The organism is Pseudomonas sp. P110(2024), assembly GCF_057480795.1.
Window position 1 is genome coordinate 112,280 of the sequence record NZ_JBLIYT010000012.1, and the last position, 25,826, is coordinate 138,105.

25 protein-coding genes are annotated in these 25,826 nt (G+C 65.6%); 15 read left to right on the top strand and 10 right to left on the bottom strand.

Annotated features, from left to right (window positions below):
* Positions 1-59: 59 nt before the first annotated feature.
* The 5 genes from AC25ND_RS19835 to exaC all read right to left on the bottom strand — a co-directional run bounded on the left by AC25ND_RS19835 (position 60) and on the right by exaC (position 6,046).
* The gene (locus tag AC25ND_RS19835; protein WP_028690317.1) at positions 60-518 is read right to left on the bottom strand and encodes a GNAT family N-acetyltransferase; all 459 of its coding nucleotides are present in this window, start codon (positions 516-518) and stop codon (positions 60-62) included.
* Positions 519-625: 107 nt separating this feature from the next.
* Positions 626-1,444, bottom strand: coding sequence for an ethanolamine ammonia-lyase subunit EutC (gene eutC, locus AC25ND_RS19840; RefSeq protein WP_028690318.1), 819 nt, complete (start codon positions 1,442-1,444; stop codon positions 626-628).
* 8 nt (positions 1,445-1,452) lie between these two features.
* Positions 1,453-2,847, bottom strand: coding sequence for an ethanolamine ammonia-lyase subunit EutB (locus tag AC25ND_RS19845; protein ID WP_028690368.1), 1,395 nt, complete (start codon positions 2,845-2,847; stop codon positions 1,453-1,455).
* A gap of 49 nt (positions 2,848-2,896) precedes the next feature.
* Complete coding sequence (gene eat / locus AC25ND_RS19850; RefSeq protein WP_028690369.1) at positions 2,897-4,345, bottom strand: ethanolamine permease; 1,449 nt, start codon at positions 4,343-4,345, stop codon at positions 2,897-2,899.
* Positions 4,346-4,525: 180 nt separating this feature from the next.
* Positions 4,526-6,046: an acetaldehyde dehydrogenase ExaC gene (gene exaC, locus AC25ND_RS19855; protein ID WP_028690370.1), complete on the bottom strand. Its 1,521-nt coding sequence runs from the start codon at positions 6,044-6,046 to the stop codon at positions 4,526-4,528.
* A 267-nt stretch (positions 6,047-6,313) separates the two neighbouring features.
* Between exaC and AC25ND_RS19860 the strand changes: the two genes are divergently transcribed.
* The 4 genes from AC25ND_RS19860 (at position 6,314) to AC25ND_RS19875 (ending at position 10,604) form a co-directional block, all read left to right on the top strand.
* Positions 6,314-8,278: a sigma-54-dependent Fis family transcriptional regulator gene (locus AC25ND_RS19860; protein ID WP_486976540.1), complete on the top strand. Its 1,965-nt coding sequence runs from the start codon at positions 6,314-6,316 to the stop codon at positions 8,276-8,278.
* A gap of 66 nt (positions 8,279-8,344) precedes the next feature.
* On the top strand, positions 8,345-9,694 hold the full coding sequence (mpl, locus tag AC25ND_RS19865; protein WP_486976541.1) for a UDP-N-acetylmuramate:L-alanyl-gamma-D-glutamyl-meso-diaminopimelate ligase: 1,350 nt from the start codon (positions 8,345-8,347) through the stop codon (positions 9,692-9,694).
* Positions 9,691-10,320 (top strand): flavin prenyltransferase UbiX, encoded by a 630-nt coding sequence (gene ubiX / locus AC25ND_RS19870; RefSeq protein ID WP_028690373.1) that lies wholly within the window; start codon positions 9,691-9,693, stop codon positions 10,318-10,320. The genes mpl and ubiX overlap by 4 nt, the downstream gene beginning before the upstream one ends.
* Entirely contained in the window at positions 10,317-10,604 is a 288-nt protein-coding gene (locus AC25ND_RS19875) for a YceK/YidQ family lipoprotein (RefSeq protein ID WP_028690374.1), read from the top strand. Before ubiX ends, AC25ND_RS19875 begins: the two co-directional genes overlap by 4 nt.
* A 64-nt stretch (positions 10,605-10,668) precedes the next feature.
* Here the strand turns inward: AC25ND_RS19875 and AC25ND_RS19880 are convergent, their stop codons facing one another.
* The 3 genes from AC25ND_RS19880 to AC25ND_RS19890 all read right to left on the bottom strand — a co-directional run bounded on the left by AC25ND_RS19880 (position 10,669) and on the right by AC25ND_RS19890 (position 13,618).
* Positions 10,669-11,313: an oxidoreductase gene (locus AC25ND_RS19880; protein WP_028690375.1), complete on the bottom strand. Its 645-nt coding sequence runs from the start codon at positions 11,311-11,313 to the stop codon at positions 10,669-10,671.
* Positions 11,314-11,340: 27 nt separating this feature from the next.
* Positions 11,341-13,074 (bottom strand): C13 family peptidase, encoded by a 1,734-nt coding sequence (locus AC25ND_RS19885; RefSeq protein ID WP_028690376.1) that lies wholly within the window; start codon positions 13,072-13,074, stop codon positions 11,341-11,343.
* An 88-nt stretch (positions 13,075-13,162) separates the two neighbouring features.
* Complete coding sequence (locus AC25ND_RS19890) at positions 13,163-13,618, bottom strand: MaoC family dehydratase (protein WP_028690377.1); 456 nt, start codon at positions 13,616-13,618, stop codon at positions 13,163-13,165.
* Positions 13,619-13,769: 151 nt separating this feature from the next.
* Here AC25ND_RS19890 and AC25ND_RS19895 point away from each other — a divergent pair, with 151 nt between their 5' ends.
* Genes AC25ND_RS19895 through AC25ND_RS19905 form a run of 3 tightly spaced genes read left to right on the top strand, consistent with a single transcriptional unit; the run spans position 13,770 to position 15,445 of the window.
* Positions 13,770-14,132 (top strand): CidA/LrgA family protein, encoded by a 363-nt coding sequence (locus AC25ND_RS19895; protein ID WP_028690378.1) that lies wholly within the window; start codon positions 13,770-13,772, stop codon positions 14,130-14,132.
* A complete protein-coding gene (locus tag AC25ND_RS19900) occupies positions 14,129-14,845 on the top strand; it encodes an LrgB family protein (protein ID WP_028690379.1) in 717 nt (238 codons plus the stop codon). Before AC25ND_RS19895 ends, AC25ND_RS19900 begins: the two co-directional genes overlap by 4 nt.
* Before the next feature lie 9 nt (positions 14,846-14,854).
* Positions 14,855-15,445 carry an LON peptidase substrate-binding domain-containing protein gene (locus AC25ND_RS19905; RefSeq protein WP_028690380.1) on the top strand — a complete coding sequence of 197 codons (591 nt, stop codon included), beginning with the start codon at positions 14,855-14,857 and terminating at the stop codon, positions 15,443-15,445.
* 35 nt (positions 15,446-15,480) lie between these two features.
* Here the strand turns inward: AC25ND_RS19905 and AC25ND_RS19910 are convergent, their stop codons facing one another.
* Both AC25ND_RS19910 and AC25ND_RS19915 read right to left on the bottom strand, forming a co-directional pair.
* On the bottom strand, positions 15,481-16,797 hold the full coding sequence (locus AC25ND_RS19910) for a bifunctional DedA family/phosphatase PAP2 family protein (RefSeq protein WP_028690381.1): 1,317 nt from the start codon (positions 16,795-16,797) through the stop codon (positions 15,481-15,483).
* A 3-nt stretch (positions 16,798-16,800) separates the two neighbouring features.
* Positions 16,801-17,493 carry a DNA-3-methyladenine glycosylase gene (locus tag AC25ND_RS19915; protein WP_069016293.1) on the bottom strand — a complete coding sequence of 231 codons (693 nt, stop codon included), beginning with the start codon at positions 17,491-17,493 and terminating at the stop codon, positions 16,801-16,803.
* Between the two features lie 295 nt (positions 17,494-17,788).
* Here AC25ND_RS19915 and AC25ND_RS19920 point away from each other — a divergent pair, with 295 nt between their 5' ends.
* The 8 genes from AC25ND_RS19920 to AC25ND_RS19955 are packed head-to-tail and all read left to right on the top strand — an operon-like array spanning position 17,789 to position 25,747.
* Positions 17,789-19,060 carry a glutamate-5-semialdehyde dehydrogenase gene (locus tag AC25ND_RS19920; protein ID WP_028690383.1) on the top strand — a complete coding sequence of 424 codons (1,272 nt, stop codon included), beginning with the start codon at positions 17,789-17,791 and terminating at the stop codon, positions 19,058-19,060.
* Between the two features lies 1 nt (position 19,061).
* A complete protein-coding gene (gene nadD / locus AC25ND_RS19925; protein WP_028690384.1) occupies positions 19,062-19,721 on the top strand; it encodes a nicotinate-nucleotide adenylyltransferase in 660 nt (219 codons plus the stop codon).
* Positions 19,722-19,765: 44 nt separating this feature from the next.
* Positions 19,766-20,185, top strand: a complete 420-nt coding sequence (gene rsfS, locus AC25ND_RS19930) for a ribosome silencing factor (protein ID WP_028690385.1) — start codon at positions 19,766-19,768, stop codon at positions 20,183-20,185.
* Positions 20,186-20,194: 9 nt separating this feature from the next.
* Positions 20,195-20,662, top strand: coding sequence for a 23S rRNA (pseudouridine(1915)-N(3))-methyltransferase RlmH (gene rlmH / locus AC25ND_RS19935; protein ID WP_023631106.1), 468 nt, complete (start codon positions 20,195-20,197; stop codon positions 20,660-20,662).
* Between the two features lie 17 nt (positions 20,663-20,679).
* The gene (mrdA, locus tag AC25ND_RS19940) at positions 20,680-22,578 is read left to right on the top strand and encodes a penicillin-binding protein 2 (protein ID WP_046857281.1); all 1,899 of its coding nucleotides are present in this window, start codon (positions 20,680-20,682) and stop codon (positions 22,576-22,578) included.
* Positions 22,579-22,616: 38 nt separating this feature from the next.
* Positions 22,617-23,720 (top strand): rod shape-determining protein RodA, encoded by a 1,104-nt coding sequence (rodA, locus tag AC25ND_RS19945; protein WP_051555660.1) that lies wholly within the window; start codon positions 22,617-22,619, stop codon positions 23,718-23,720.
* 17 nt (positions 23,721-23,737) lie between these two features.
* A complete protein-coding gene (gene mltB / locus AC25ND_RS19950; RefSeq protein ID WP_028690388.1) occupies positions 23,738-24,748 on the top strand; it encodes a lytic murein transglycosylase B in 1,011 nt (336 codons plus the stop codon).
* Entirely contained in the window at positions 24,749-25,747 is a 999-nt protein-coding gene (locus AC25ND_RS19955) for a septal ring lytic transglycosylase RlpA family protein (protein ID WP_028690389.1), read from the top strand.
* Positions 25,748-25,826 lie beyond the last annotated feature (79 nt).

Sequence of the window (25,826 nt, forward strand, 5' to 3'; positions counted from 1 at the left end):
GTGTCGCGACCCATCGCGACACACGACCGCTCCCACAGCGAGCACAAGAGCGCCAGGCATCAATCCTGACTGATCGGCAGGATGTAGTTCTCGAACTCGGTGTCCTTGCGAAAGCCCATGGATTCATAGGTCTTGCGCGCCACCTCGTTGTCGCTGCTGGTGGACACGCGCATTCGCACGGCGTTGGATTGCTTGGCCATCTTCTTGGCCTCGCGCATCAGGTTGTCGGCGACCAGCATGCGGCGTGAGTCCTCGGCCACGTAGATGTCGTTGAGGATCCACACGCGCTTGAGCGACAGCGAGGAGAAGCTCGGATACAGCTGGCAGAAGCCCAGCAGGCGGTCGTCGCCGTCATCCGGCAGCGCCAGGTAGATGATCGACTCCTTGCGCTTGAGGCGCTTCTCGAGAAAGGCCCGCGAACTGTCCGGGTAAGGCAGTTGCCCATAGAACTCGCGGTATTTCACGAACAAAGGGGTGAGCAGGTCGAGGTGTTCCAAGGTTGCCTGGATGATGCGCATGGGCGGGCCTCTGAGTCCATTGGGGATACGGCGGATTGCCTGCAGCGTCCTCTGGCATGCTGCCTAAAGCAGGCTAGAAGCGCAATCCGCCTTCCGTGACATGTTTTTTACCCTTCGCCGAGTAGGAAGTTTCCGTTTTTGCCGGCGGATTCTTCACTGTCGATGCTGTGGACCTCCGCTTCGTCCTTCAGATTCACCCCCGACAGCTGACGCCTGCACGCCTCGCGCATCAGGTACAGCAGGCGGTGGGCGGCCAGGCCGTAGCTCAGCCCTTCCAGGCGCACGTTGGAGATGCAGTTGCGGTAGGCATCGGTCAGGCCGACCTTGGGCGCGTAGGTGAAGTACAGCCCCAGGCTGTCGGGTGAACTCAGGCCTGGGCGTTCGCCGATCAACATGACGGTCATGCGCGCGCCAAGCAGTTCGCCCACTTCGTCGGCCACCGCGACCCGGCCTTGCTCCACCAGGATCACCGGAGCGCTGCTCCAGCCATCGGCGGCGGCCTGCTCCTCGAAACGGCTCAGGAAGGGCAGGGTGTGGCGGTGCACGGCCAGCGCCGACAGCCCATCGGCGACGACGATCGCCAGGTCGACGCCGCCGGGGTTGGCCTGGGCGTGCTCGCGCAGGCGCTGGGCCGAGTCCTCATGCAGGCGCCGGCCAAGATCCGGGCGTTGCAGGTACTGGTGGCGGTCGCTGGCGGCGCTGTGCAGCAGCAGGCTGTCGCGGCCGCGCTCGCCGAGTTGCTGGCGCAGGCCGACATGGTCGAATGGCAGATGCACGGCATCGCGGGCCTGGGCATGGGCGAACTGGAAGTCCAGCTGGGCGCCGGTGGGCAGGCTGATGCCGGTGCGGCCGAGGGCGATGCGCGCCGGGGTGAGGTTGCGCAGGGCCAGCCAGGGGTTCTCTGGGGTGGGGGTGTGTCGGTCCATGGTCATCCCTATGCAAGCTGCGCCAGGGCCTGGCGGAAGGCCGGCGGCAGGTTGTCGCCGAAGCGGATGCGGCCGTCGGCCTGGGTGAAGATGCCGGTGCGCTCCAGCCACGCCTCGAATTCCGGCCCGGGCTTCAGCCCCAGGGTCTGGCGCGCGTAGAGCGCGTCGTGGAACGAGGTGGTCTGGTAGTTGAGCATGATGTCGTCCGAGCCGGGGATGCCCATGATGAAGTTGATCCCGGCCACGCCCAGCAGGGTCAGCAGGGTGTCCATGTCGTCCTGGTCGGCTTCGGCGTGGTTGGTGTAGCAGATGTCGCAGCCCATCGGCACGCCCAGCAGCTTGCCGCAGAAATGGTCCTCGAGGCCGGCGCGGATGATCTGCTTGCCGTTGTACAGGTATTCCGGGCCGATGAAACCAACCACGGTGTTGACCAGGAACGGCTTGAAGTGGCGGGCCACGGCGTAGGCGCGGGTCTCGCAGGTCTGCTGGTCGACGCCATGGTGCGCGTTGGACGACAGCGCGCTGCCCTGGCCGGTCTCGAAGTACATCAGGTTCTGCCCGACCTTGCCGCGCTTGAGCGACAGGCCTGCCTCGTAGCCTTCCTGAAGCACGTTGAGGTTGATGCCGAAGCCGGCGTTGGCCGCCTCGGTGCCGGCGATGGACTGGAACACCAGGTCCAGCGGCATGCCACGGTTGATCGCCTCGATCGAGGTGGTGACGTGGGTCAGCACGCAGGATTGGGTGGGAATGTCGTAGCGCTGGATGATCGCATCGAGCATCTCCAGCAGCGCGCAGATCGAGGCGATACTGTCGGTGGCCGGGTTGATGCCGATCATGGCATCGCCATTGCCGTACAGCAGGCCGTCAAGGATGCTTGCGGCGATGCCGGCCGGCTCGTCGGTCGGGTGGTTGGGCTGCAGGCGCGTCGACAGCCGTCCGCGCAGCCCCATGGTGCCGCGAAAGGCGGTGACCACGCGGATTTTCTGCGCCACCAGCACCAGGTCCTGCACGCGCATGATTTTCGAAACCGCCGCCGCCATTTCCGGCGTCAGGCCCGGCGCCAGGGCGCGCAAGCTGTGCTCGTCGGCTTGCTCGCTGAGCAGCCAGTCGCGCAGCCCACCGACGGTCAGATGGCTGACCGCAGCGAAAGCTTGCGGGTCGTGGGTGTCGACGATCAGGCGGGTGACTTCGTCCTGTTCATAGGGAATCAGCGCCTCGTTGAGGAAGTGCTTGAGCGGGATGTTGGCCAGGGCCATCTGCGCCGCCACCCGCTCGCCGTCGTTGCTGGCGGCGACCCCTGCCAGGTAGTCGCCAGAGCGCGCCGGACTGGCCTTGGCCATCACCTCTTTGAGGCTGTCGAAGCGGTAGACCTGGTGGCCCACCGTATGCGTGAAACTTGCCATACAGAATCTCCAGGGCGCCGCAGGCCTGGCCTGCGGCGCAAGTCGGCAATCAGTGCAGGGCCTCTTCGGCCTTCTGGATCGCGGCGAATTCCTCTTCCGGGGTACCGGCCACCAGGTGGTGACGGCTGTAGAAAGCAAAGTAGGCAATTAATACTGCATAGATCACTGCAGCGCCAATCACCACCCTTGGATCGACCAGGAACCCGGCGACCACGGCGATGCAGGCCAGCACCAGGGCAACGCCCGAGGTGAAGATGCCGCCGGGCGTGCGATACGGACGCTCCATTTTCGGGCGGCGGATGCGCAGGGTGATGTGCGCGGCCATCATCAGCACGTAGGACAACGTCGCGCCGAACACCGCCACCAGGATCAGCAGGTCGCCCTGGCCGGTCAGTGACAGGGCGAAGCCGATGATGCCGGGGATCACCAGGGCCAGCACCGGGGCCTTGCTCTTGTTGGTTTCCGACAGCTTGCGCGGCAGGTAGCCGGCACGGGAAAGCGCGAAGATCTGCCGCGAATAGGCGTAGATGATCGAGAAGAAACTAGCGATCAGGCCGGCCAGGCCCACCAGGTTGACGAAGCCGCCCATCCAGGTGGAGCCGCCGTAGGCCTTGGACAGTGCCTCGACCAGCGGGTTGCCCGAGGCCTTGAGGGCTTCGGAGCCGGCGCCGCCGGGGCCGACCACCAGAATCAGCAGGGCGAAGGCCAGCAGCACCAGCATCGCGCCGATCAGGCCGCGGGGCAGATCGCGTTTCGGGTTCTTGGTCTCTTCAGCGGCCAGCGGCACGCCCTCGACCGCGAGGAAGAACCAGATCGCGTAGGGAATCGCCGCCCACACCCCCACATAGCCGAACGGCAGGAAGCTGCTGGCACCGACTGCGTCGGTCTTGGCGATGTCGAACAGGTTGGCTGCATCGAAATGGGGCACCATGCCGATCAGGAACACCGCCAGGGCGATGGCGGCGACGGCGGTGATGATGAACATCAGCTTCAGCGCCTCGCCCACCCCGAAGATATGGATGCCGATGAACACGATGTAGAAGGCCAGGTAGATCATCCAGCCGCCGATGCCGAACAACGACTGGCAGTAGGCGCCGATGAACACGGCGATGGCCGCGGGGGCAATAGCGTACTCGATGAGGATCGCCGTGCCGGTGAGGAACCCGCCCCAGGGACCGAAGGCGCTGCGGGCGAAGCCATAGCCGCCGCCAGCGGTGGGGATCATCGACGACAGTTCGGCCAGGGAGAAGCACATGCACAAATACATCGTGGCCATCAGCAGGGTGGCGAGGAACATGCCGCCCCAGCCGCCCTGGGCCAAGCCGAAGTTCCACCCGGCGTAGTCGCCGGAAATCACGTAGGCCACGCCCAGGCCCACCAGCAGGACCCAGCCGGCGGCGCCTTTTTTCAGTTCACGTTGCTGGAAATAGTCCGATCCGACTTTTTCGAAGTCGACGGAGGAGCTCGCCGGCGCGCTGCCGGAATGATCGCTTGGCATAGGGTTCACCTGTTGTTTTTCTTAGGTTGCCGGAGGGACTGCCGGCCACTGGTGATTCGTTTTGCAGAAAGCGGGCCAAGGGGCAGCTGCAAGCCCCAAGCCGCAAGCTTCAAGAAAAAGCAGCCCGCATTCGGCCTGCTTTTCTTGTCGTTTGAAGCTTGGAACTTGAAGCTGCTCTTGTTAGAAGAAGCCCAGCGGGTTGATGTCGTAGCTCACCAGCAGGTTCTTGGTCTGCTGGTAGTGGTCGAGCATCATCTTGTGGGTTTCGCGGCCGACGCCGGACTTCTTGTAGCCACCGAACGCGGCATGCGCCGGGTACAGGTGGTAGCAGTTGGTCCACACGCGGCCGGCCTTGATACCGCGGCCCATGCGATAGGCGCGGTTGATGTCGCGGGTCCACACGCCGGCACCGAGGCCGAACTCGGTGTCGTTGGCGATGGCCAGGGCCTCGGCTTCGTCCTTGAAGGTGGTGACGCTGACCACCGGGCCGAAGATCTCTTCCTGGAACACACGCATCTTGTTGTTGCCCTTGAGCAGGGTCGGCTGGATGTAGTACCCGCTGGCCAGCGCGCCTTCGAGCTGCTCCACCTTGCCGCCGGTGAGCAGCTCGGCGCCTTCTTCCTGGGCAATCTTCAGGTACGACTGGATCTTCTCGAACTGCTGCTGGGATGCCTGGGCGCCGACCATGGTGTCGGTGTCCAGCGGGTCGCCGCGCTTGATCTGCAGGACCTTCTTCATCACCACTTCCATGAACTGCGGGTAGATCGACTCCTGCACCAGGGCGCGCGACGGGCAGGTGCACACCTCGCCCTGGTTGAAGAACGCCAGCACCATGCCTTCGGCGGCCTTGTCGATGAAGGCAGGCTCGGCCTGCATGATGTCCTCGAAGTAGACGTTGGGCGACTTGCCGCCCAGTTCGACGGTGGACGGGATGATGTTTTCGGCCGCGCATTTCATGATGTGCGCGCCGACCGGGGTGGAGCCGGTGAAGGCGATCTTGGCGATGCGCTTGCTGGTGGCCAGGGCTTCACCCGCCTCGCGGCCATAGCCTTGCACCACGTTGAGCACGCCCTTGGGCAACAGGTCGCCGATCAGCTCCAGCAGCACGGTGATGCCCAGCGGCGTCTGCTCGGCGGGCTTGAGCACCACGCAGTTGCCGGCGGCCAGGGCCGGGGCCAGCTTCCAGGCGGCCATCAGCAGCGGGAAGTTCCACGGGATGATCTGCCCGACCACGCCCAGTGGCTCGTGGATGTGGTAGGCCACGGTGGTTTCGTTGATCTCGGCGGCGCCGCCTTCCTGGGCGCGGATGCAGCCGGCGAAGTAGCGGAAGTGATCGACCGCCAGCGGGATGTCGGCGTTGAGGGTTTCGCGGATCGGCTTGCCGTTGTCCCAGGTCTCGGTGATGGCCAGCAGTTCGAGGTTCTGCTCGATGCGGTCGGCGATGCGCAGCAGGACGTTGGAGCGGTCCTGTACCGAGGTGCGGCCCCAGGCGTCGGCGGCGGCATGGGCGGCGTCGAGGGCCTTTTCGATGTCTTCGGCGCCGGAACGGGGGAATTCGGCGATCGGCTGGCCGTTCACTGGCGAGGTGTTGGTGAAGTACTCACCCTTTACCGGAGGAACGAACTCACCACCGATGTAGTTGCCGTAGCGGCTCTTGAAGGAAACCTTCGCGCCCTCGGTACCGGGATGTGCGTAACGCATGGTGTGTCTCCTGGTCATTGTGATTGTTGCGGAGTTTCCTAGCGTAGAGCAAAGGTCGGGCCAGTGCCTGGAGGGCCTTGTGTATCAATGACTTGGGTCAAGATCGGGCAGTGGCTGGCGCCGCCCTGTGCCAGGGCCGACACGGCCTGGGTGACACTTTGTACCGTTTACGACACAACCTGTGACCACAGGGTCAGTGCAGCATTGCAAAGCGTTGCCGCCTGGAGGATGCTGGCAACACGCTCTATCTGCGGAGAACAACTACAAATGCAGAGCAACCCGTTCAGTCGCCATGCCCAGCAAGTGCTCACGGTCGCCCACGGCCAGGCCAGCGGGCCGGGCAGCGACCCGTCGATCGCCCGCTCCTGGCTGCGCTGCCTCGAAGATTACCACCTCGATCCGGCCCGGGCCCAGGCCCCGGTGGTGCTCGAGCACGGCCGCCTGCTGGAGAGCCGCGAGCGTCTGCACCAGGTGCTGCAGATCGCCGACAACGAGATGAACAGCCTGCACCAGCAGCTCTCAGGCAGCGGTCACGCGGTGCTGCTGACCGACGCCCGCGGGGTGATCCTCAACTGCGTCTGCGCCCCCGGCGAGCGGCGTATTTTCGAGCGCGCCGGGCTGTGGTTGGGCGCCGACTGGAGCGAAGCCCGCGAGGGCACCAACGGCATCGGCACCTGCCTGGTCGAGCGCCAGGCCCTGACCATTCACCGGGACGAACATTTCCGTGGCCGACACACCGGCCTGACCTGCTCGGCCAGCCCGGTATTCGACCCCCATGGCGAGCTGCTGGCGGTGCTCGACGTATCGTCGGCACGGCCGGATGTGTCGCGCCAGAGCCAGTTCCACACCATGGCCCTGGTCAACCTGTCGGCGAAGATGATCGAAAGCTGCTATTTCCTGCGTCATTTCGAGCAGCAGTGGTTGCTGCGCTTCCACCTGCAGGCGGAGTCGGTCGGCCTGTTCAGCGAAGGGTTGCTGGCCTTTGACGGTGACGGGCGGATCTGCGCCGCCAACCAGAGCGCCTTGAACCTGCTGGGCACCATCCGTGGCGGCGTGCTGGGCAAGCCGCTGGACAGGTTCTTCGCCTGCAGCCACGACGAGCTGTTCAGTCGCGCCACGCCCCAGGGCAGCAGCGCCTGGCCGCTGCACACCCGCGATGGCCGCCAGGTGTTCGCCAGCCTGCGTGGCCAGGCCCGTGCGCCGGTGTGGTCGGTGCCGGTGGCCTTGCCCCACGCCAGTGCCCCCGGCATTTGCCTGCTCGACCCAGCCCTGCGCGAGGACTTTCGTCGTGCCGTGCGGGTGTTCGAGCGCGATGTGCCCCTGCTGCTGCGCGGCGAGACCGGCTGCGGCAAGGAGGCCTTCGCCCAGGCCGTGCACCAGGCCAGCTCGCGTCGGCACAAGCCGTTCGTGGCAATCAACTGCGCGTCGATTCCCGAGAGCTTGATCGAAAGCGAGCTGTTCGGCTATCGCGGCGGCAGCTTCACCGGCGCGCGCAAGGAGGGCATGCGCGGCAAGCTGTTGCAGGCCGATGGCGGCACCTTGCTGCTGGACGAGATCGGCGACATGCCGCTGGCGCTGCAGACCCGCCTGTTGCGGGTGCTCGAGGAGCGTCAGGTGGTGCCCATTGGCGGCGAGCCGCAGGCGGTGGATGTGCGGATCGTCAGCGCCACCCACCGTGACCTGCTGGAACGGGTGGCGCAGGGCGGTTTCCGCGAAGACCTCTACTACCGCCTCAATGGCCTGGAAGTCGCCCTGCCGGCGCTGCGCGAGCGCAGCGACAAGGCGCAGTTGCTGGACTTCCTGCTGGCGCAGGAGACCGAGGGCCAGGCCATCGGCCTCGACCCGGCCACCCGCCAGGCGCTGTTGGACTTCACCTGGCCGGGTAACGTGCGGCAGATGAGGAATGTGCTGCGTACCTTGGTGGCGTTGTGCGAAGGCGCGCACATCGAGTTTTCCGATCTCCCGGCAATTGTTCGCAATGGCGCGGCCTCCGCAGGAGCGGCCTTGTGTCGCGAAAGGGCCGCAGAGCGGCCCCAGGATCCCGAAAACGCCGGGGCTGCTGCGCAGCCCTGTCGCGGCACAAGGCCGCTCCTATACGCCGAGCGCGATGCACTGCTCACCGTACTGGAGGCAAACCGCTGGCACTTGACCCATGTCGCCGAGCAGTTGGGCATCAGCCGCAATACCTTGTATCGAAAACTGCGCAAACACGGCATCGCCAGGGTCGGATGAGCGAAACAGCGAGTGCGATTTCCCTCGCCCTGGGCTACCCTGCCTCGACGTTTTGCGAGGTCGATCATGCACATTCATATTCTCGGTATTTGCGGCACTTTCATGGGTTCGCTGGCCGTGCTGGCCAAGGAGCTGGGCCACCGCGTCACCGGCTCCGACGCCAACGTCTATCCCCCGATGAGCACCCAGCTCGAGGCCCAGGGCATCGAGCTGACCCAGGGCTACGACCCGGCCCAGCTGGAGCCGGCACCTGACCTGGTGGTGATCGGCAACGCCATGTCGCGGGGCAACCCGGCGGTGGAGTACGTGCTGAACAAAGGCCTGACCTATGTGTCCGGCCCGCAGTGGCTGGCCGACCATGTGCTGCAGGGCCGCTGGGTATTGGCCGTGGCCGGTACCCACGGCAAGACCACCACCAGCAGCATGCTGGCCTGGGTTCTGGAACACGCTGGCATGAGCCCGGGCTTCCTGATCGGCGGCGTGCCGCAGAACTTCTCGGTGTCGGCGCGCCTGGGCGCAACGCCGTTCTTCGTGGTCGAGGCCGACGAATACGACAGCGCCTTCTTCGACAAACGCTCCAAGTTCGTCCACTACCACCCGCGCACCGCGATCCTCAACAACCTGGAGTTCGATCACGCGGATATCTTCCCCGACCTGGCGTCCATCGAGCGGCAGTTCCACCATCTGGTGCGCACCATCCCCAGCGAAGGCCTGGTCATCCACCCGACCACCGAGCAGGCGCTGGAGCGGGTCATCGGCATGGGCTGCTGGACCCCGGTGCAGACCACCGGCGAAGGCGGGCAATGGCAGGCGCGGCTGCTCAGCGCCGACGGCTCGCGTTTCGAGGTGCTGTTCGAAGGTCAGGCGCAGGGTGTGGTGGATTGGGCGTTGACCGGTCAGCACAACGTCGCCAACGCCCTGGCTACCTTGGCCGCCGCCCGTCATGTCGGCGTGGCGCCGGCCATGGGCATCGAAGGCCTGAGCGCGTTCAAGAGCGTCAAGCGGCGCATGGAGAAGGTCGCCGAAGTGCAGGGCGTGACCATCTATGACGACTTCGCTCACCACCCGACCGCCATCGCCACCACCCTCGACGGTCTGCGCAAGCGCGTCGGCGAGGCACCGGTGATTGCGGTGATCGAGCCGCGCTCCAACTCCATGAAGCTCGGTGCCCACCGCGATGGCCTGCCGGAAAGCGTCAACGACGCCGACCAGGTGATCTGGTACGCGCCGCCCAACCTGGGCTGGGACCTGGCGGGCACCGCCGCGCAGTGCAAGGTGCCGAGCGTGGTGGCCGACAGCCTTGAAGCCATCATCGAGCGCATCAAGGGCCAGGCCCGTCCGGGCACCCATGTGGTGATCATGAGCAACGGCGGCTTCGGTGGCCTGCACGGCAAGCTGGCCGAGGCGCTGAAGTGAGCGGGCCGGAACGCATCACCCTGGCCATGACCGGCGCCTCCGGCGCGCAGTATGGCCTGCGTCTGCTCGACTGCCTGGTGCGTGAGGAGCGCGAGGTGCACTTCCTCGTCTCCAAGGCCGCGCAACTGGTGATGGCCACCGAGACCGACGTGCTGCTGCCGGCCAAGCCCCAGGCCATGCAGGCGTTCCTCACCGAGTACACTGGCGCGGCCGACGGACAGATCCGCGTGTACGGCAAGGAAGACTGGATGTCGCCGGTGGCCTCGGGCTCCGGCGCGCCGGCGGCGATGGTGGTGGTGCCCTGTTCCACCGGGACCCTTTCGGCGATCGCCACGGGCGCCTGCAACAACCTGATCGAGCGCGCCGCCGACGTGACCCTCAAGGAGCGTCGGCAATTGATCCTGGTGCCGCGCGAGGCGCCGTTCTCCACCATCCACCTGGAGAACATGCTCAAGCTGTCGCAGATGGGCGCGGTGATCCTGCCGGCGGCACCGGGGTTCTACCACCAGCCGCAGAGCATCGACGACCTGGTCGATTTCGTCGTGGCGCGCATCCTCAATCTGCTGAACATCCCGCAGGACATGCTGCCGCGCTGGGGCGAGCATCACTATGGGGTCGATGATTGAAGCGGGTGCTGGCGGGGCTGGTGATACTGGTCCAGCTCGGCGGCTGCGCCACGGTGCGCACCCTCGACGCCAACAAGCCGGGGGCGCCGGTGGTGTATGCCGGGACGCGCCTGGACCTGTACGTGATCAACGGCGGTTGTTGTCCCCTGGACCGCTTTGGCGCCGAAGCGCCGGCCTATCCGGGGCTGGACCTGCCGGGCAGTGCGTTGCTGGATACCTTGCTGCTGCCGTTGTCGTTGTTGACGGCGGCGGGGGTGGGCTTTAACGCCACCGGTGGTCTTTGATAGCCAAGGGCTGCTGTGCAGCACAATCGCCGGCTTGCCGGCGATTGGCGTGGTTCAGGACTGACTATTTCTTCCCCAGCTTGCGCAGCTCGTCGGACTCAACCACCCGAATCCCATCTTCCTCTTCCAGCGCCAGACGCCACAGCGCCCGAGCCAGGGTGCAGGCCTCGATGCCCCGGTACTTGCCCGGTATCAGGCGGGCGAAGGGCGCCGCCATCCGTTCCCCCAGACGCGGCTCGATCCGCTCGCCCAGCAACAGCGAAGGCCGCACGATGGTCAACTGCGGCCAGTCCTGCTGCTTGAGCGCCTCTTCCATCTCGCCCTTGACCCGGTTGTAGAAGACCGACGATTTCGGATCGGCGCCCAAGGCGCTGATTACCAGCAGGTGGCGGGCGCCCATCTCGCGGGCACGCTTGCTGAAGGCCACGACCATGTCCAGGTCGACGGCGCGGAACGCATTTTCCGAGCCGGCCTGCTTGAGCGTGGTGCCCAGGCAGCAGAAGGCGATATCGACACGGCCGGCCAGTTGCGGGAGAAACACAGCCGGGTCGCCCACCGGGTTTTCCAGGTGCGGGTGCTCGGCCAGGGGGCGGCGGGTCGGTGCCAGAACGCGGCTGATGGTGGGCTCGTTGAGCAGGCGGTCGAGCAGGTGTTCACCCGTCAGACCCGTGGCACCGGCAAGCAGGACATGTTGAGGCGTCAGGTACATGATGTCTCTCCCTCGTTACTACACAGCTTAGTGGGCACCAGGTGTTTTTGCCTGTTGCCCAGAAGCTGGCTGGGCTTCATTGCGCAGGGCTTGCTCGGCCTGTTGGCGGCGCAGGCGCTGCCAGTGGCTGATCACTGCTGGCGGCGCCCAGAGCTGCGGCTCCGAGGCTTCGAAGCCCTCCCTTCGTTCTCTTTCGGCAACGCTTTGACGCGCCAGTTCAAACGCCTGTTTCAAGTCGTCAGTCTGGTTCAGCGCCTGGGCGAACAGGGCGTCGCCGAAATAGGTGAAGTCGGCTTCTTCGGAGCAGCCGAACGACACCCGGTCGGGGCGCGCGGCGGTCATGACCAGGGTGCGGTCGTCCTTGAGCGGAGCGATGTAGCCACCCGAATAGCAGGCCGAGATGACGATTACCTTGTCGCGGTCTTTCAGCGGGGCCAGGGCGCTGGCCAGCTCGTCCGCGGAGAGGTCGGCCAGTTGCAGGCGCGGCTGGTCGAGGACCAGTTGGTGGTCATGGCTGCCATGGCTGGTCAGGTAGATGAACACCAGGTCCTCGGGGCCGCTGCGCTCGGCCAGGGTGCGGGCGGCGCGGGTGAGGTTCTCGCGGGTGGCCATCGGGCGGTCGGCCAGGTGGTCGCGATGGTTGACCAGGGTCACCTGGCCGTGGGCGCCGAAGCGCACCTTGAGCATGTTGCTGACATAGTCGGCTTCGCGCAGGAATACGCTCTGCTGGCCGTCGCCGGCTACCACCAGGCTGTACAGCTGCACCGGCGGCACCGACGCCGGCACCTTGGCCAGGGCATCGGCCAGCAGCTTGCCCTGGTTGAGCAAGGCCAGGTCCAGTGGGTCGGGCAGCAGTTTGCCCTGGGCATCGCGCACGCGCACGCCGTTGACCCAGGTGCCGCTCTCGATCCGTCCGTCCGGGTGGGTCAGCTTGCCGCGACCGTGGTAGGTGTCGTCGGCGAAACCGCCGACGTACTGGCTGCCGTCGGCCAGCTGCAAGGTACCGCTGCCGGCGAAGCGCCAGTCGCGAAAACCTCCCTTGTAGCGGCTGCCGTCGCTGCCCAGCAGTTCGCCCTGGCCGACCAGTGATCCATCCTTGAAGTCGCCGATCCAGACGTCGCCGTCGGCGCTCTCGTAGCGCCCCCGGCCTTCGAGGCGGTTGTCCTTGAATTCGCCGATGTACTGCTCGCCGTCGGCGCTATCATAGGTGCCGGCGCCTTGCAACTGCCCGTCGATGAAGTGGCCGCTGAACTGGTTGCCGCTGGCGTCGCTGCGCACCCCGGCGCCATTGGGCTTGCCCTTGGCGAACAGCCCCTGGTAGCGGCTGCCGTCGGCCAGTTCGAGTTGGCCGGCGCCTTCGTACTGGTCGTCCTTGAACTGGCCGCGGTAGGTCTGGTCGTTCTGCTTGAGCGTGCCCTCGCCGTCGCGTCGGCCATGCTTGAAGGTGCCTGCATAATGGCTTCCGGGGGTGGTCAGGTCGCCCAGCCCCTGGAACAGGCCTGCACTGAACTGGCCGCGATAGACCTCGCCGTTGCTGCCATGCCATTCGCCTTGGCCATGCCACTGGCCGTCCTTGAAGGTGCCGGCATACCAGCTGCCGTTGGGGTAGTCGATGCGTCCCTCGCCTTGCAGCAGCCCATCGACCACCTGGCCGCGGTAGCGGCCGCCGTCGGGCAACCGGGCGTCCGGAGGCGACAACGGTTCACCTTCGCCGCAGGCGGCAAGCAACAGGATCAAGGTCAGGGGAAGCAGGGGGCGCATGGCGGGTTCCGCGGCAATCGATGCGCCGAGTATGCCGCAGAATGCGCGGGTGCGTGAATCGGGGCCGCGTGGCGGCCCCAGGGGCGTATCAAACGAAGCAGAGCGACAGCGGTTCGGCGATGTAGGCGGGTTTTTCTTCGCCTTCGATCTCGAGGGTGACGGTGGCCTTGAGCAGCCACTGCCCCGGTTTCTTCTCGGTGGCGTCGGTCAGGTCGACCTTCAGTCGCACCTGGCTGTCGACCTTCACCGGTTGAATGAAGCGCACACTGTCCAGGCCGTAGTTGACCACCATCTTCAGTCCTTCGGGCAGCACGAGGATGTCTTCCATCAGCTTGGGGATCAGCGACAGGGTGAGGAAACCATGGGCGATGGTGGTACCGAACGGCGTTTTCTTCGCCTTTTCGGGATCGACATGGATGAACTGGAAATCGCCAGTGGCCTCGGCGAACAGGTTGATGCGTTGCTGATCGATCTTCAGCCAGGCGGAACGTCCCAGTTCCTTGCCAACGTACTGCGAAAGCTCTGTAACGGGTACATAGGGCATCGCGACATCTCCAGATTGTCATTTGGTACGAGTGTGCAAGATCAGCACGGCGAACCGTTTCAGTCAAGTTGACTGCTTTTCGCCGAATATCGCCTTATAGCCAGTTGCTTAGCGTGCTTATAATGGCCGCCATGCTCTGAGGGAGGTCCATATGCTGTTGCGTGGTTTGACCTGGCTGGTGCTGTTCCAGTTGCTGGGAACGGCGATCAACCACCTGTTGCTGCCCATCCTGCCCGGGCCCATCATCGGTCTGTTGTTGTTGATGGCCTTCCTGATGACCCGTGGCGAGGTTGGCGAGCCGCTCAACGAGGCCGCTGGCAGCCTGTTGCGCTACCTGCCGCTGCTGCTGGTGCCGCCGGCGGTGGGGGTGATGGTCTACGCCAGGGACATCGCCGCCGACTTCTGGGCCATCGTCGGGGCCTTGCTGATCTCCTGCCTGCTGACCCTCGTGTTCGTCGGCGTGCTGATGCAGAAGCTGATCCACCGCCAGGGCAAGCGCGAGGAGCAGCCATGATCCTCGACTGGCACGGCGCACTCGAGGCGGTCATCCATCATCCGTTGTTCGGCATCGGCATCACGTTGGCCGCCTACCAGCTGGTGCTGGCGGGCTACGAGAAGACCCGCTGGATCTTCCTGCAACCGGTGCTGGTGTCGATGCTGGTAGTGATCGGCATCCTCCTGGCCTGCGGCATCGACTACGCCGAATACCGCAAGAGCACCGAGATCATGAACATCCTCCTGGGGCCGGCCACCGTGGCCCTGGCGGTACCGCTCTACCTCAACCTGCGGCGCATTCGGCAGCTGTTCTGGCCGACTTTTACTACGCTGGTAGTCGGAGGCCTGTTCGCCACCGTGGCGTGCCTGGCGCTGGGGTGGTGGTTCGGTGCCGAACACATGATCCTGATGACCATGGCGCCGAAATCGGTCACTTCGCCGATCGCCATGCTGGTGGCCGAGCAGATCGGCGGTGTGGCGGCCTTGGCCGCGGTGTTTGTGCTGATCACCGGGGTGATCGGTGCGATCTTCGGCCCGGCGCTGTTGACCCGATGCGGCGTGCTCAGCCCCGAGGCGCGAGGCATGGCGCTAGGGGTGACCGCCCATGCGGTGGGCACTTCGGTGGCCTTGCAGGAAAGTGATGAATGCGGCGCCTTCGCCGCGCTGGCGATGAGCCTGATGGGGGTGGCCACGGCGGTGTTCCTGCCGTTGGCGGTCAGCCTGGTGGCTTGAGGAGTCGAGATGACGTTACCGCTGTTTCCCCTCAATACCGTGCTGTTCCCCGGTTGCCTGCTCGACCTGCAGATCTTCGAGGCGCGCTACCTGGACATGATCGGCCGCTGCATGAAGCAGGGTGCCGGTTTCGGCGTGGTGTGCATCCTTGAAGGCGAGCAGGTGGGCAAGGCACCGCCGGTGGTGGCCTCGCTCGGCTGCGAGGCGCTGATCCGCGATTTCGTGCAGCAGGACAACGGCCTGCTGGGTATTCGCGTCGAGGGCGTGCGGCGGTTTCGTGTCGAGCAGACCGAGGTGCAGAAGGACCAGCTGATGCTCGCCGAGGTGCAATGGCTGGCGGACCTGCCGGACAGTCCGTTGGTGGAGCAGGACGACGACCTGCTGGCCTTGCTGCTGGCGTTGGGCGAGCACCCGATGGTCGAGGCGCTGGACATGCCACGCGACGTGGACGGGCGCCAGTCGCTGGGCAACCAGCTGGCGTACCTGCTGCCCTTCATGGAAGAGGACAAGCTCGACCTGCTGGCCATCGATTCGCCACAGCTGAGGCTGGAGGCGATCCAGGCGCTGCTCGAGCGGATCCAGGGCGAGTTGTTCGCCTGAGCTGCCCAAGCCCGCTCCAACACCTCGCGAGTGCATCAGTACTGGTAACGCAACAACGCCTTTGGCAGTGCATGCAGGGCAAAGAACGCCAGCAACGCGACGCAGGCCGGCAGCACCAGCCACCACACCCGTTGCGGCAGCGCCACCAGCGGCTGGCGATGCTGTACCAGGGTCAGGCTCGCCGCGCACACGCAGCACGCCAGCAGTGCCCCGGCCAGGATGTCGGTCGGCCAGTGCGCCCCGAGGTACACCCGCGACAAGGCGATCGCCAGTGCCGGCAGGCAGCCCAGCATGACCCAGGTCAGGCGCATGCGCGGTGGCTGCCCGCGACCGGCCAGTACCGCCAGCACCAGGAAGAAGGCGAAGGACGCCGAGCTGTGGCCGCTGGGCATGCTGTAGCTGGTCAGCGGATCGACCAGCACTTCGGGGCGGGCGCGGGCGAACAGCCATTTCAAGGTGCCATTGGCGGCGGCGGTGCCGATCAGCGTCGCCCCGGCGAACAAGGCATGGCGCCATTGCCGGGCCAGCAGCAGCAGGCCGGTGAGCAGGCCGCCCAGGAAGAACTGGGTGCGGAAGTCGCCCAGGCGGGTGATCAGCACCACGGCGCCGTCGATGACCTGGCTGCGGTGTTCCTGGACCAGGGTCATCACGCCCTGGTCGAACTCGTTCAGGTATGGCCAGCCGATGAACAACGCCGCCACGGCCAGGCCGCTGAGGGCGGCGATCAGGCGTGTGCCATGGCGCTGGTCGCGGATGCTGGTGCTCAGGCTCAGGCCGATCAGTACCGCCAGGGTGCCGACGACGATTCCGGCGTCCAGCCAGAACCCTTCCGGCAGTGGCAGGCGCATGGCCGCGCCGGTGGCCCAGCCCGGTAGCAGGTAGGCCACCGACCAGCCGGCGCCGGCCACCAGGCTCACGGCGATGAAGCGCGGCAGCGGCATGTCGAACATGCCGGCAACCATCGGCAGCATCGGCCGTAGCGGGCCGATGAAGCGGCCGACCAGCAGGCTGGCGATGCCGTAGCGCTGGAAGTACGCCTCGGCGCTGCCGATCCACTGCGGGTGGCTGCGCAGCAGCGGCAGGCGGCGGATGTTCTGGTGGAAGTACTTGCCGATGCCGTAGGAGATCGCATCGCCCAGCACGCCGCCGAGGAAGCCCAGCAGCAACGTCTCGCCGAGGCTGAAGGCACCGCTGCCGGCCAGCACGGCGACGGCGAACAGCAGCACGGTGCCGGGCACGATGATGCCGGCGATGGCCAGGCATTCAACGCAGGCCACGATGAAGATGGCCAGGCCCAGCCACTGCGGGTTGGCGCCAAGCCAGGCGGTCAGGCTGTCCAGCCATTGGCCCATGGTTCAGTTTCCTTGTTCGAGCATGAAGAAGTCTTTCCCTTCGACCTGGCCGCGGCGCAGCGGGTTTCGGGTGCAGAAGCGCGCGTAGTCGGCATCGACGAAGCGGTAGGGCAGGTGTTCATCGCGGCCGTGGGGGATGCCCAGGCGGGTGGTCTGGATCACCCTCGGCACCTGTATGGCGCAGTCCTCGACATACAGGCGCTCGGGGTCGAAGCGCCGGGCGTCCCAGTGCGGCACCTTCAGGCCCATGGCCCGGCACAGCAAGGTCTGGCCGTTGCACAGACGCTCGGGAGGGCGCAGGTTGCCGCTGGCGTCGGGATTGTTCAGTTGCATCCGGGCCAGGCTGTTAGCGTCGGACATGGCGTCGGTCCACGGGTAGGCGGACTTGATCAGCACCGCGTTGCCTGGGCCGTGGGCGCTGAAGTTCAGCGAGTCGCCGCCACGGGCGTAGTACATGTAGATGTGCCCGCCGTCGAGGAACAGCGCCTTGCGCTTCTCGGTGAAGCCCAGGGAGGCGTGGCTGCCCTTGTCGGTCAGGTAGTAGGCCTCGGTCTCGATGATCCGCGCCGCCAGCCAGAGATCGCCGTGGCGATGGCGGATGACCTTGCCCAGCAGCTCGCGGGCGAGGGTCTGGGCATCGCGGTCGAAGAAGCTGTCGGGCAAGGCCCGGGCCGGGCAGGGGGCTGGAGCGGACATACGCACGGTTCGTGGCTGTGAAGGCGGCGATGATAGCAATGAATGGCTTAATCGAGGCTGAATCAGATTGACGCCATGGCAGGGCATTTCCGCTTCCGCCATCGGGCTGCATGCCCCAAAGGGCGTGGGCGCCGGCTTTCTCCTTGCTGGGGTTGGGGTGTTTTTCGATACGGGTGGTTACATCTTTCCTACACATTCCTTCCAGCATTTTCTACCATCCGCCACCCGCCGCTGGGCGTACCCGAGCGCTCCAGTTATAATCAGCCGATTTCCCCTTTGCCAAGACATCGAGCCCATGACCGAGTCCGTTCTTGACTACATGACCCGCCTGGGTCGCGCCGCCCGTGAGGCCTCGCGGGTGATCGGCCGTGCCAGCACCGCGCAGAAGAACCGCGCCCTGCAGGCCGCCGCCGACGCCCTCGACGCGGCCCGCGACGCGCTCACCGCAGCCAACGAACAGGACTTGGCCAACGGTCGCAAGAACGGCCTGGAGCCGGCGCTGCTCGACCGCCTGGCGCTCACCCCCGCACGCATCGACGGCATGATCACCGGCCTGCGCCAGGTGGCCAGCCTGCCGGACCCGGTCGGCGCCATCCGCGACATGAGCTACCGTCCGTCGGGCATCCAGGTCGGCAAGATGCGCGTGCCGCTGGGTGTGATCGGCATCATCTACGAGTCGCGCCCCAACGTGACCATCGACGCCGCCAGCCTGTGCCTGAAGTCGGGCAACGCCACCATCCTGCGTGGCGGCTCCGAGGCCATCCACTCCAACCGCGCCATCGCCACCTGCATCCAGCGTGGCCTGGCCGAGGCCGGCCTGCCGCCGGCGGTGGTGCAGGTGGTCGAGACCACCGACCGTGAGGCCGTGGGCGCGCTGATCAGCATGCCGGAGTTCGTCGACGTGATCGTCCCGCGCGGCGGTCGTGGCCTGATCGAGCGCATCAGTCGCGATGCCCGGGTGCCAGTGATCAAGCACCTGGACGGCATCTGCCATGTCTTCGTCGATGCCCACGCCGATCTGGACAAGGCCTGGCGCGTGGCTTTCAACGCCAAGACCTACCGCTACGGCATCTGCGGCGCCATGGAAACCCTGCTGGTTGACCAGGCCGTGGCTGAGCGCTTCCTGCCGGAAATGGCCCGCCGCTTTCACGACAAGGGCGTCGAGCTGCGCGGCTGCGAGCGCACCCGGGCGATCATCGACGCCAAGCCCGCCAGCGAAGACGACTGGCACACCGAATACCTCGACGCGATCCTGTCGATCCGCGTTGTCGACGGTCTGGAGCAGGCCATCGAGCACATCAACCACTACGGTTCGCACCACACCGACTCGATCATCACCGAGCACCAGGGGCAGTCCCGGCGTTTCATCGCCGAGGTCGACTCGGCATCGGTCATGCTCAACACCCCGACCTGCTTCGCCGACGGCTTCGAGTACGGCCTGGGCGCGGAGATCGGCATCTCCACCGACAAGCTGCACGCCCGCGGCCCGGTCGGCCTGGAAGGCCTGACCTGCGAGAAGTACGTGGTGATCGGTGACGGCCAGCTGCGCGGCCAGGAGTCGTGCTGAGTTGAGCAACGCGGTGGCAGTCCGGCGTATCGGCATTCTCGGCGGGACCTTCGACCCGGTGCATATCGGCCACCTGCGCAGCGCGCTGGAAGTGGCCGAGTTCATGCGCCTCGACGAACTGCGCCTGCTGCCCAACGCCCGCCCGCCGCACCGCGACACGCCGCAGGTGTCGGCCCAGGACCGCCTGGCCATGGTGCGTAGTGCCGTGCAGGGCGTCGAGCGCCTGAGCGTGGATGACCGCGAGCTGGCCCGCGACAAGCCGTCGTACACCATCGACACCCTTGAATCGATCCGTGCGCAGCTGCACGCGCACGACCAGTTGTTCCTGGTGCTGGGTTGGGACGCGTTCTGCGGCCTGCCCAGCTGGCATCGCTGGGAAGAACTGCTGCAACACTGTCACATCCTGGTGCTGCAACGCCCGGATGCCGATGTCGAACCCCCCGACGCGCTGCGCAACTTGCTGGCGGCGCGCTCGGAGAGCGATCCCACCGCCATGTCCGGCCCGGCGGGGCACATTTCGTTCGTCTGGCAGACCCCGCTCGCGGTGTCCGCCACACAGATCCGACAGCTGCTGGCCAGCGGCAAGTCGGCGCGGTTCCTGGTGCCGGACGCAGTACTGGCCTATATCGAGGCACACGACCTGTATCGTGTGTCCAACTGACGGCGCCCGCTGGTGCCTCAATCAATGAGTTGAACGAGTTTTATATGACCAAGCAGAAAATTTACGGCGAAGAACTGGTCGCAGTGACCAAGGCCGCGCTGGAAGACGTCAAGGCCCAGGACATCCAGGTCATCGACGTGCGCGAAAAGCACAGCCTGACCGACTACATGATCATTGCCACCGGTACCTCCAACCGCCAGATCAACGCCATGGCGGAAAAGGTCCGTGAGGCGGTCAAGGCCAAGGGCGCTCAACCGCTGGGCGAAGAAGGCAAGGGCGACAGTGATTGGGTGCTGCTGGACCTCAACGACGTCATCGTCCACATGATGACCGCCGCTGCCCGCCAGTTCTACGACCTGGAGCGCCTGTGGCAGGGTGCCGAGCAAAGCCGTGCCGCCGATGGCAAGCACCACAGCCCGGAACACGCCCACGAGTATTCCGAGAAGCTCAAGGACCGGGAATAAGGAAGCGCCGTGCGTCTGCGTCTGATCGCGGTCGGCTCGCGCATGCCCAAGTGGGTCGAGGAAGGCTGGCATGAGTATGCCAAGCGCCTGCCCCCGGAGCTTGCGCTGGAGCTGGTGGAAATCCCGCTGAACACCCGCGGCAAGAATGCCGATGTCGCCCGCCTGATCCGTCAGGAGGGCGAGGCGATGCTGAGCAAGGTGCAGCCTGGGGAACGCATCGTCACCCTCGAGGTCCATGGCAAGCCCTGGAGCACCGAGCAACTGGCGGGCGAGCTGGACCGTTGGCGCCTGGATGCGCGCACGGTCAACCTGATGGTGGGCGGCCCGGAGGGGCTGGCGCCGGAGGTCTGCGCGCGCAGCGAACAGCGCTGGTCGCTGTCGCCGCTGACGTTGCCGCACCCATTGGTAAGGATACTCATCGGCGAGCAGATCTACCGCGCCTGGACCGTGTTGTCCGGGCATCCCTACCACAAATGAACCTGTAAGCCTGTCCGATGCCGCAGCAGATCCGCCTCAAGGACCACGAGAAAGACGCCCGCCTGGTGCGCAACCGCGTTGTCGTGGGCGCCGTGGCGGTGGTGCTGCTCGTCTGCGTGCTGATCGCCCGGCTGTATTACCTGCAGGTCATCCAGTACGACTATCACTCGACGCTTTCGGAGAACAACCGGGTGCATGTGCAGCCGATTCCGCCGACCCGAGGGCTGATTTTCGACCGTAACGGTGTGGTGGTGGCGGACAACCGCCCCAGCTTCAGCCTGGTGATGACCCGCGAGCGCGCCGGCAATGCCGGCAAATGGCAAGACGTGCTGGATGTGATCGTCGAAGTGCTCGAACTCACCCCCGACGACCGTGCCCTGTTCGAGAAGCGCATGAAACAGGGGCGTCGGCCATTCGAGCCGGTGCCGATCCTGTTCGAGTTGAACGAGGAGCAGATTGCCCGCATCGCGGTCAACCAGTTCCGCTTGCCCGGCGTGGAAGTGGCGGCGCAACTGGTTCGCCATTATCCCCAGGGTGCGCATTTCGCCCATTCGGTGGGCTATGTCGGACGGATCAACGAGAAGGAACTCAAGACCCTTGACCCGGTGAACTACAGCGGCACCCACCACATCGGCAAGACCGGCATCGAACGCTTCTACGAAGACGAGTTGCATGGCCAGGTGGGCTACGAGGAAGTCGAGACCAACGCCCGTGGCCGCGTGCTGCGAGTGCTCAAGCGCACCGACCCGAAGCCTGGCAAGGACATCGTGCTGAGTCTGGACATCAAGCTGCAGGAGGCTGCCGAGCAGGCTCTGGGCGGGCGCCGTGGCGCCATCGTCGCCCTCGATCCGCGCACCGGCGAAGTGCTGGCCATGGTCAGCCAGCCGAGCTTCGACCCCAACCTGTTCGTCACCGGCATCGGCTTCAAGGCTTACGCCGAACTACGCGATTCGATCGACCGGCCACTGTTCAACCGCGTGCTGCGCGGCCTCTACCCGCCAGGCTCGACCATCAAGCCGGCGGTGGCGATCGCCGGTCTGGACAGCGGCGTGGTGACGGCGGGCAGCCGGGTGTTCGACCCGGGCTACTACCAACTGCCCAACTACGATCACAAATACCGCAACTGGAACCGCACCGGCGATGGCTGGGTCGATCTGGATGTGGCGATCATGCGATCAAACGACACGTACTTCTACGATCTTGCACACAAGATGGGGATCGATCGGTTGTCCAGCTACATGAACAAGTTCGGTATCGGGCAGAAGGTCGCCCTGGACATGTTCGAGGAGTCGCCCGGGTTGATGCCTTCCCGTGAATGGAAGCGCGCCACCCGCCGCCAAGCCTGGTTCCCCGGCGAAACCCTGATCCTCGGCATCGGCCAGGGCTATATGCAGACCACGCCGCTGCAGTTGGCCCAGGCCACCGCGCTGATTGCCAACAAAGGCGTGTGGAACCGTCCACACCTGGCCAAGACCATCGAAGGCCAGCCCCCAGTGGACGAGAACCCCATGGAAAACATCGTCCTGCGCGACAAGTCGGACTGGGCCAGGGTCACTCACGGCATGGAGCAGGTGATGCACGGCGCCCGCGGCACCGCTCGCAAGGCCGCCATTGGTTCGCAGTACCGCATCGCCGGCAAGAGCGGTACCGCTCAGGTGGTGGCGATCAAGCAGGGGGAGAAGTACGACCGCAACAAACTCCAGGAACGCCACCGCGACCATGCGCTGTTCGTCGCCTTTGCCCCGGCCGACGATCCGCGGATCGTGGTCTCGGTGATGGTCGAGAACGGCGAGTCCGGCTCCGGCGTCGCCGCCCCCGTGGTGCGCCAGGTCATGGATGCCTGGCTGCTTGACGAGAACGGCCGGCTCAAGCCCGAGTTCGCCCCTGCCACAGTCGCCCAGGAATCGGCCCCGTGAAGAACAACTTCGACCGCATGCTCTCCAGCGAGGACGTGATGCGCAGGCGCGCCAGCTTCCTGCAGCGCATTCATATCGACGGCCCCTTGCTGCTCATCCTGCTGACGCTCGCCGCTGGCAGCCTATTCGTGCTGTATTCGGCCAGCGGCAAGAACTGGGACCTGTTGATGAAGCAGGCCAGCTCGTTCGGCATCGGCCTGGTGTCGATGTTCATCATCGCCCAGCTCGAGCCGCGCTTCATGGCGCGCTGGGTGCCGCTGGCCTACCTGGCCGGGGTGTTCCTGCTGGTCGTGGTGGACGTCATGGGCCACAACGCCATGGGCGCGACGCGCTGGATCAACATTCCTGGGGTGATCCGCTTCCAGCCCTCGGAATTCATGAAGATCATCATGCCGGCGACCATCGCTTGGTACCTGTCCAAGCGCACCTTGCCGCCTCACCTCAAGCATGTGGCGATCAGCCTGGTCCTGATTGGCGTGCCGTTCATCCTCATCGTGCGCCAGCCGGACCTGGGCACGGCGCTGTTGATCCTCGCCTCCGGCGCTTTCGTGCTGTTCATGGGCGGGCTGCGCTGGCGCTGGATCGTCAGCGTGATCGCCGCGGCGGTGCCGGTGGCGGTGGCGATGTGGTTCTTCGTCATGCACGACTACCAGAAGCAGCGCGTACTGACCTTTCTCGACCCGGAAAGCGACCCGCTGGGCACCGGCTGGAACATCATCCAGTCCAAGGCGGCGATCGGTTCGGGCGGGGTGTTTGGCAAGGGCTGGCTGCTGGGCACCCAGTCGCACCTGGACTTCCTGCCGGAAAGCCACACCGACTTCATCATCGCCGTGCTCGGCGAGGAGTTCGGCCTGGTCGGCATCTGTCTGCTGCTGCTGATCTACATCCTGCTGATTGGCCGCGGGCTGATGATCACGGCCCAGGCCCAGACCCTGTTCGGCAAGCTGCTCGCGGGCAGCCTGACCATGACCTTCTTTGTTTATGTGTTCGTCAATATCGGTATGGTCAGCGGCCTCCTGCCCGTGGTGGGCGTGCCGCTGCCCTTCATCAGCTATGGCGGAACTTCGTTGGTGACGCTGCTGTCAGCGTTTGGCGTTCTCATGTCGATCCATACGCACCGCAAGTGGATTGCACAGGTTTGAAAAAGGTGAAGAATTTCATGCAAGCAGTGCGTGGCTGGGCTGCCCGCCTGGCGCCGTGGTTCGGCGCGATGGGGCTTTTCGGCGCAATCCAGCAGGCCAATGCCGGCGACTACGATGGCTCGCCGCAGGTGGCCGAGTTCGTTGGCGAGATGACCCGCGACTACGGCTTTGCCGGGGAGCAGCTGATGGGCGTGTTCCGCGAGGTGCAACGCAAGCAGGCGATCCTCGACGCGATTTCGCGGCCGGCCGAGCGCGTCAAACCGTGGAAGGAGTACCGCCCGATGTTCATCACCGACGCGCGCATCGCCCGCGGTGTGGACTTCTGGCGCCAGCACGAAGCCGTGCTGGCCCGCGCCGAGCAGGAATACGGTGTGCCGGCGCAATACATCGTCGCGATCATCGGCGTGGAGACCTTCTTCGGCCGCAACACCGGCAACTACCGGGTCATCGATGCCCTGTCCACGCTCGGTTTCGACTACCCGCCGCGGGCCGAATTCTTCCGCAAGGAGCTACGCGAGTTCCTCCTGCTGGCCCGCGAGGAACAGCTCGATCCGCTTACGCTCAAAGGCTCCTACGCCGGCGCCATGGGCCTGCCGCAGTTCATGCCGAGTAGCTTCCGCGCCTATGCCGTGGACTTCGACGGCGACGGCCACATCAATATCTGGAACAACCCGGACGATGCCATCGGCAGTGTCGCCAGCTACTTCAAGCGCCACGGCTGGGTGCCCGGGGAGCCTGTGGTCAGCCGCGCCGACGTGGCCGGCGCGCGGGCCGACGAAGGCCTGACCACCGGCATCGAGCCGACCAGGACTGTCGCGCAGTTGCGGGCGCTGGGCTGGTCGGGTCATGATGCGTTGCGCGATGATCTGCCGGTCACCGCCTTCCGCCTGGAAGGCGCGGATGGCCCCGAGTACTGGATGGGCCTGAAAAACTTCTACGCGATCACTCGCTACAACCGCAGCGTGATGTATGCCATGGCGGTGCATCAGCTTTCGGAACAGCTGGTTCTGGCACGGGGCGTCAAGTAAATGCGCGAACTCTTCACCGTCAATACCGCAAAACTGCTCACCTGCGTCGCCGTCGGCCTGGTACTGGCCAGTTGCTCGTCGAGCCGGCCCTCCACCCCGCAGAGCGGCAACACCGTGCGTGCGCAGCCGGGCCTGGACATCAACCGCGCGCACAAGGACGGCGCGCCTTGGTGGGATGTGGACGTGAACAAGATCCCCGACGCCACGCCGACCGTGCATACCGGCAACTACAAGGCCAACCCCTACACGGTGCTGGGCAAGACCTACTACCCGATGCAGGACTCGCGCAACTACCGCGCCGAGGGTACTGCCTCCTGGTACGGCACCAAGTTCCATGGGCAGAACACCGCCAACGGTGAGCTGTACGACCTGTATGGCATGAGCGCGGCGCACAAGACCCTGCCGCTGCCGGCCTACGTGCGGGTGACCAACCTGGCCAACGGCCGTAGCGTGATCCTGCGGGTCAATGACCGTGGCCCGTTCTACTCCGACCGCATCATCGACCTGTCCTACGCCGCGGCCAAGAAGCTCGGCTATGCCGAGATCGGCACTGCCCATGTACGCGTCGAAGGCATCGATCCGCAGCAATGGTGGGCCCAGCGTGGCCAGCAGCCGCCGATGGTGCTCAAGGAGCCGCAGGTGGCCCAGGCCCAGCCGCTTCCTGCCAGCACCGGTCGGGTCGAGCAGTGGACCCCGCCGCCGCAACAGCACGCGGCGCCGGTGGTGCCGGTGCAGGTGGGTGGCAACAACGTGCCGAACGCCAGCGGTGGCAGCATCCTGCAAGTGGGCGCGTTTGCCAACCCGGATGCTGCCGAGTTGCTGCGCTCGAAGCTGAGCACCATGGTCAGCGCACCGGTGTTCATCAGCTCGGTGGTGCGCAACCAGCAGACCTTGCACCGGGTGCGCCTGGGGCCGATCAACAGCCAGGGTGAGATCCAGCAGGCGCAGGACAGCATTCGCCTGGCCAATCTCGGCCAGGCCAAGGTCGTCACTGATTGAGACCAATCGCGGGGCAAGCCCGCTCCCACGTTCCGCCTTGCAGATGGCGTGGGAGCGGGCTTGCCCCGCGATGAATCGA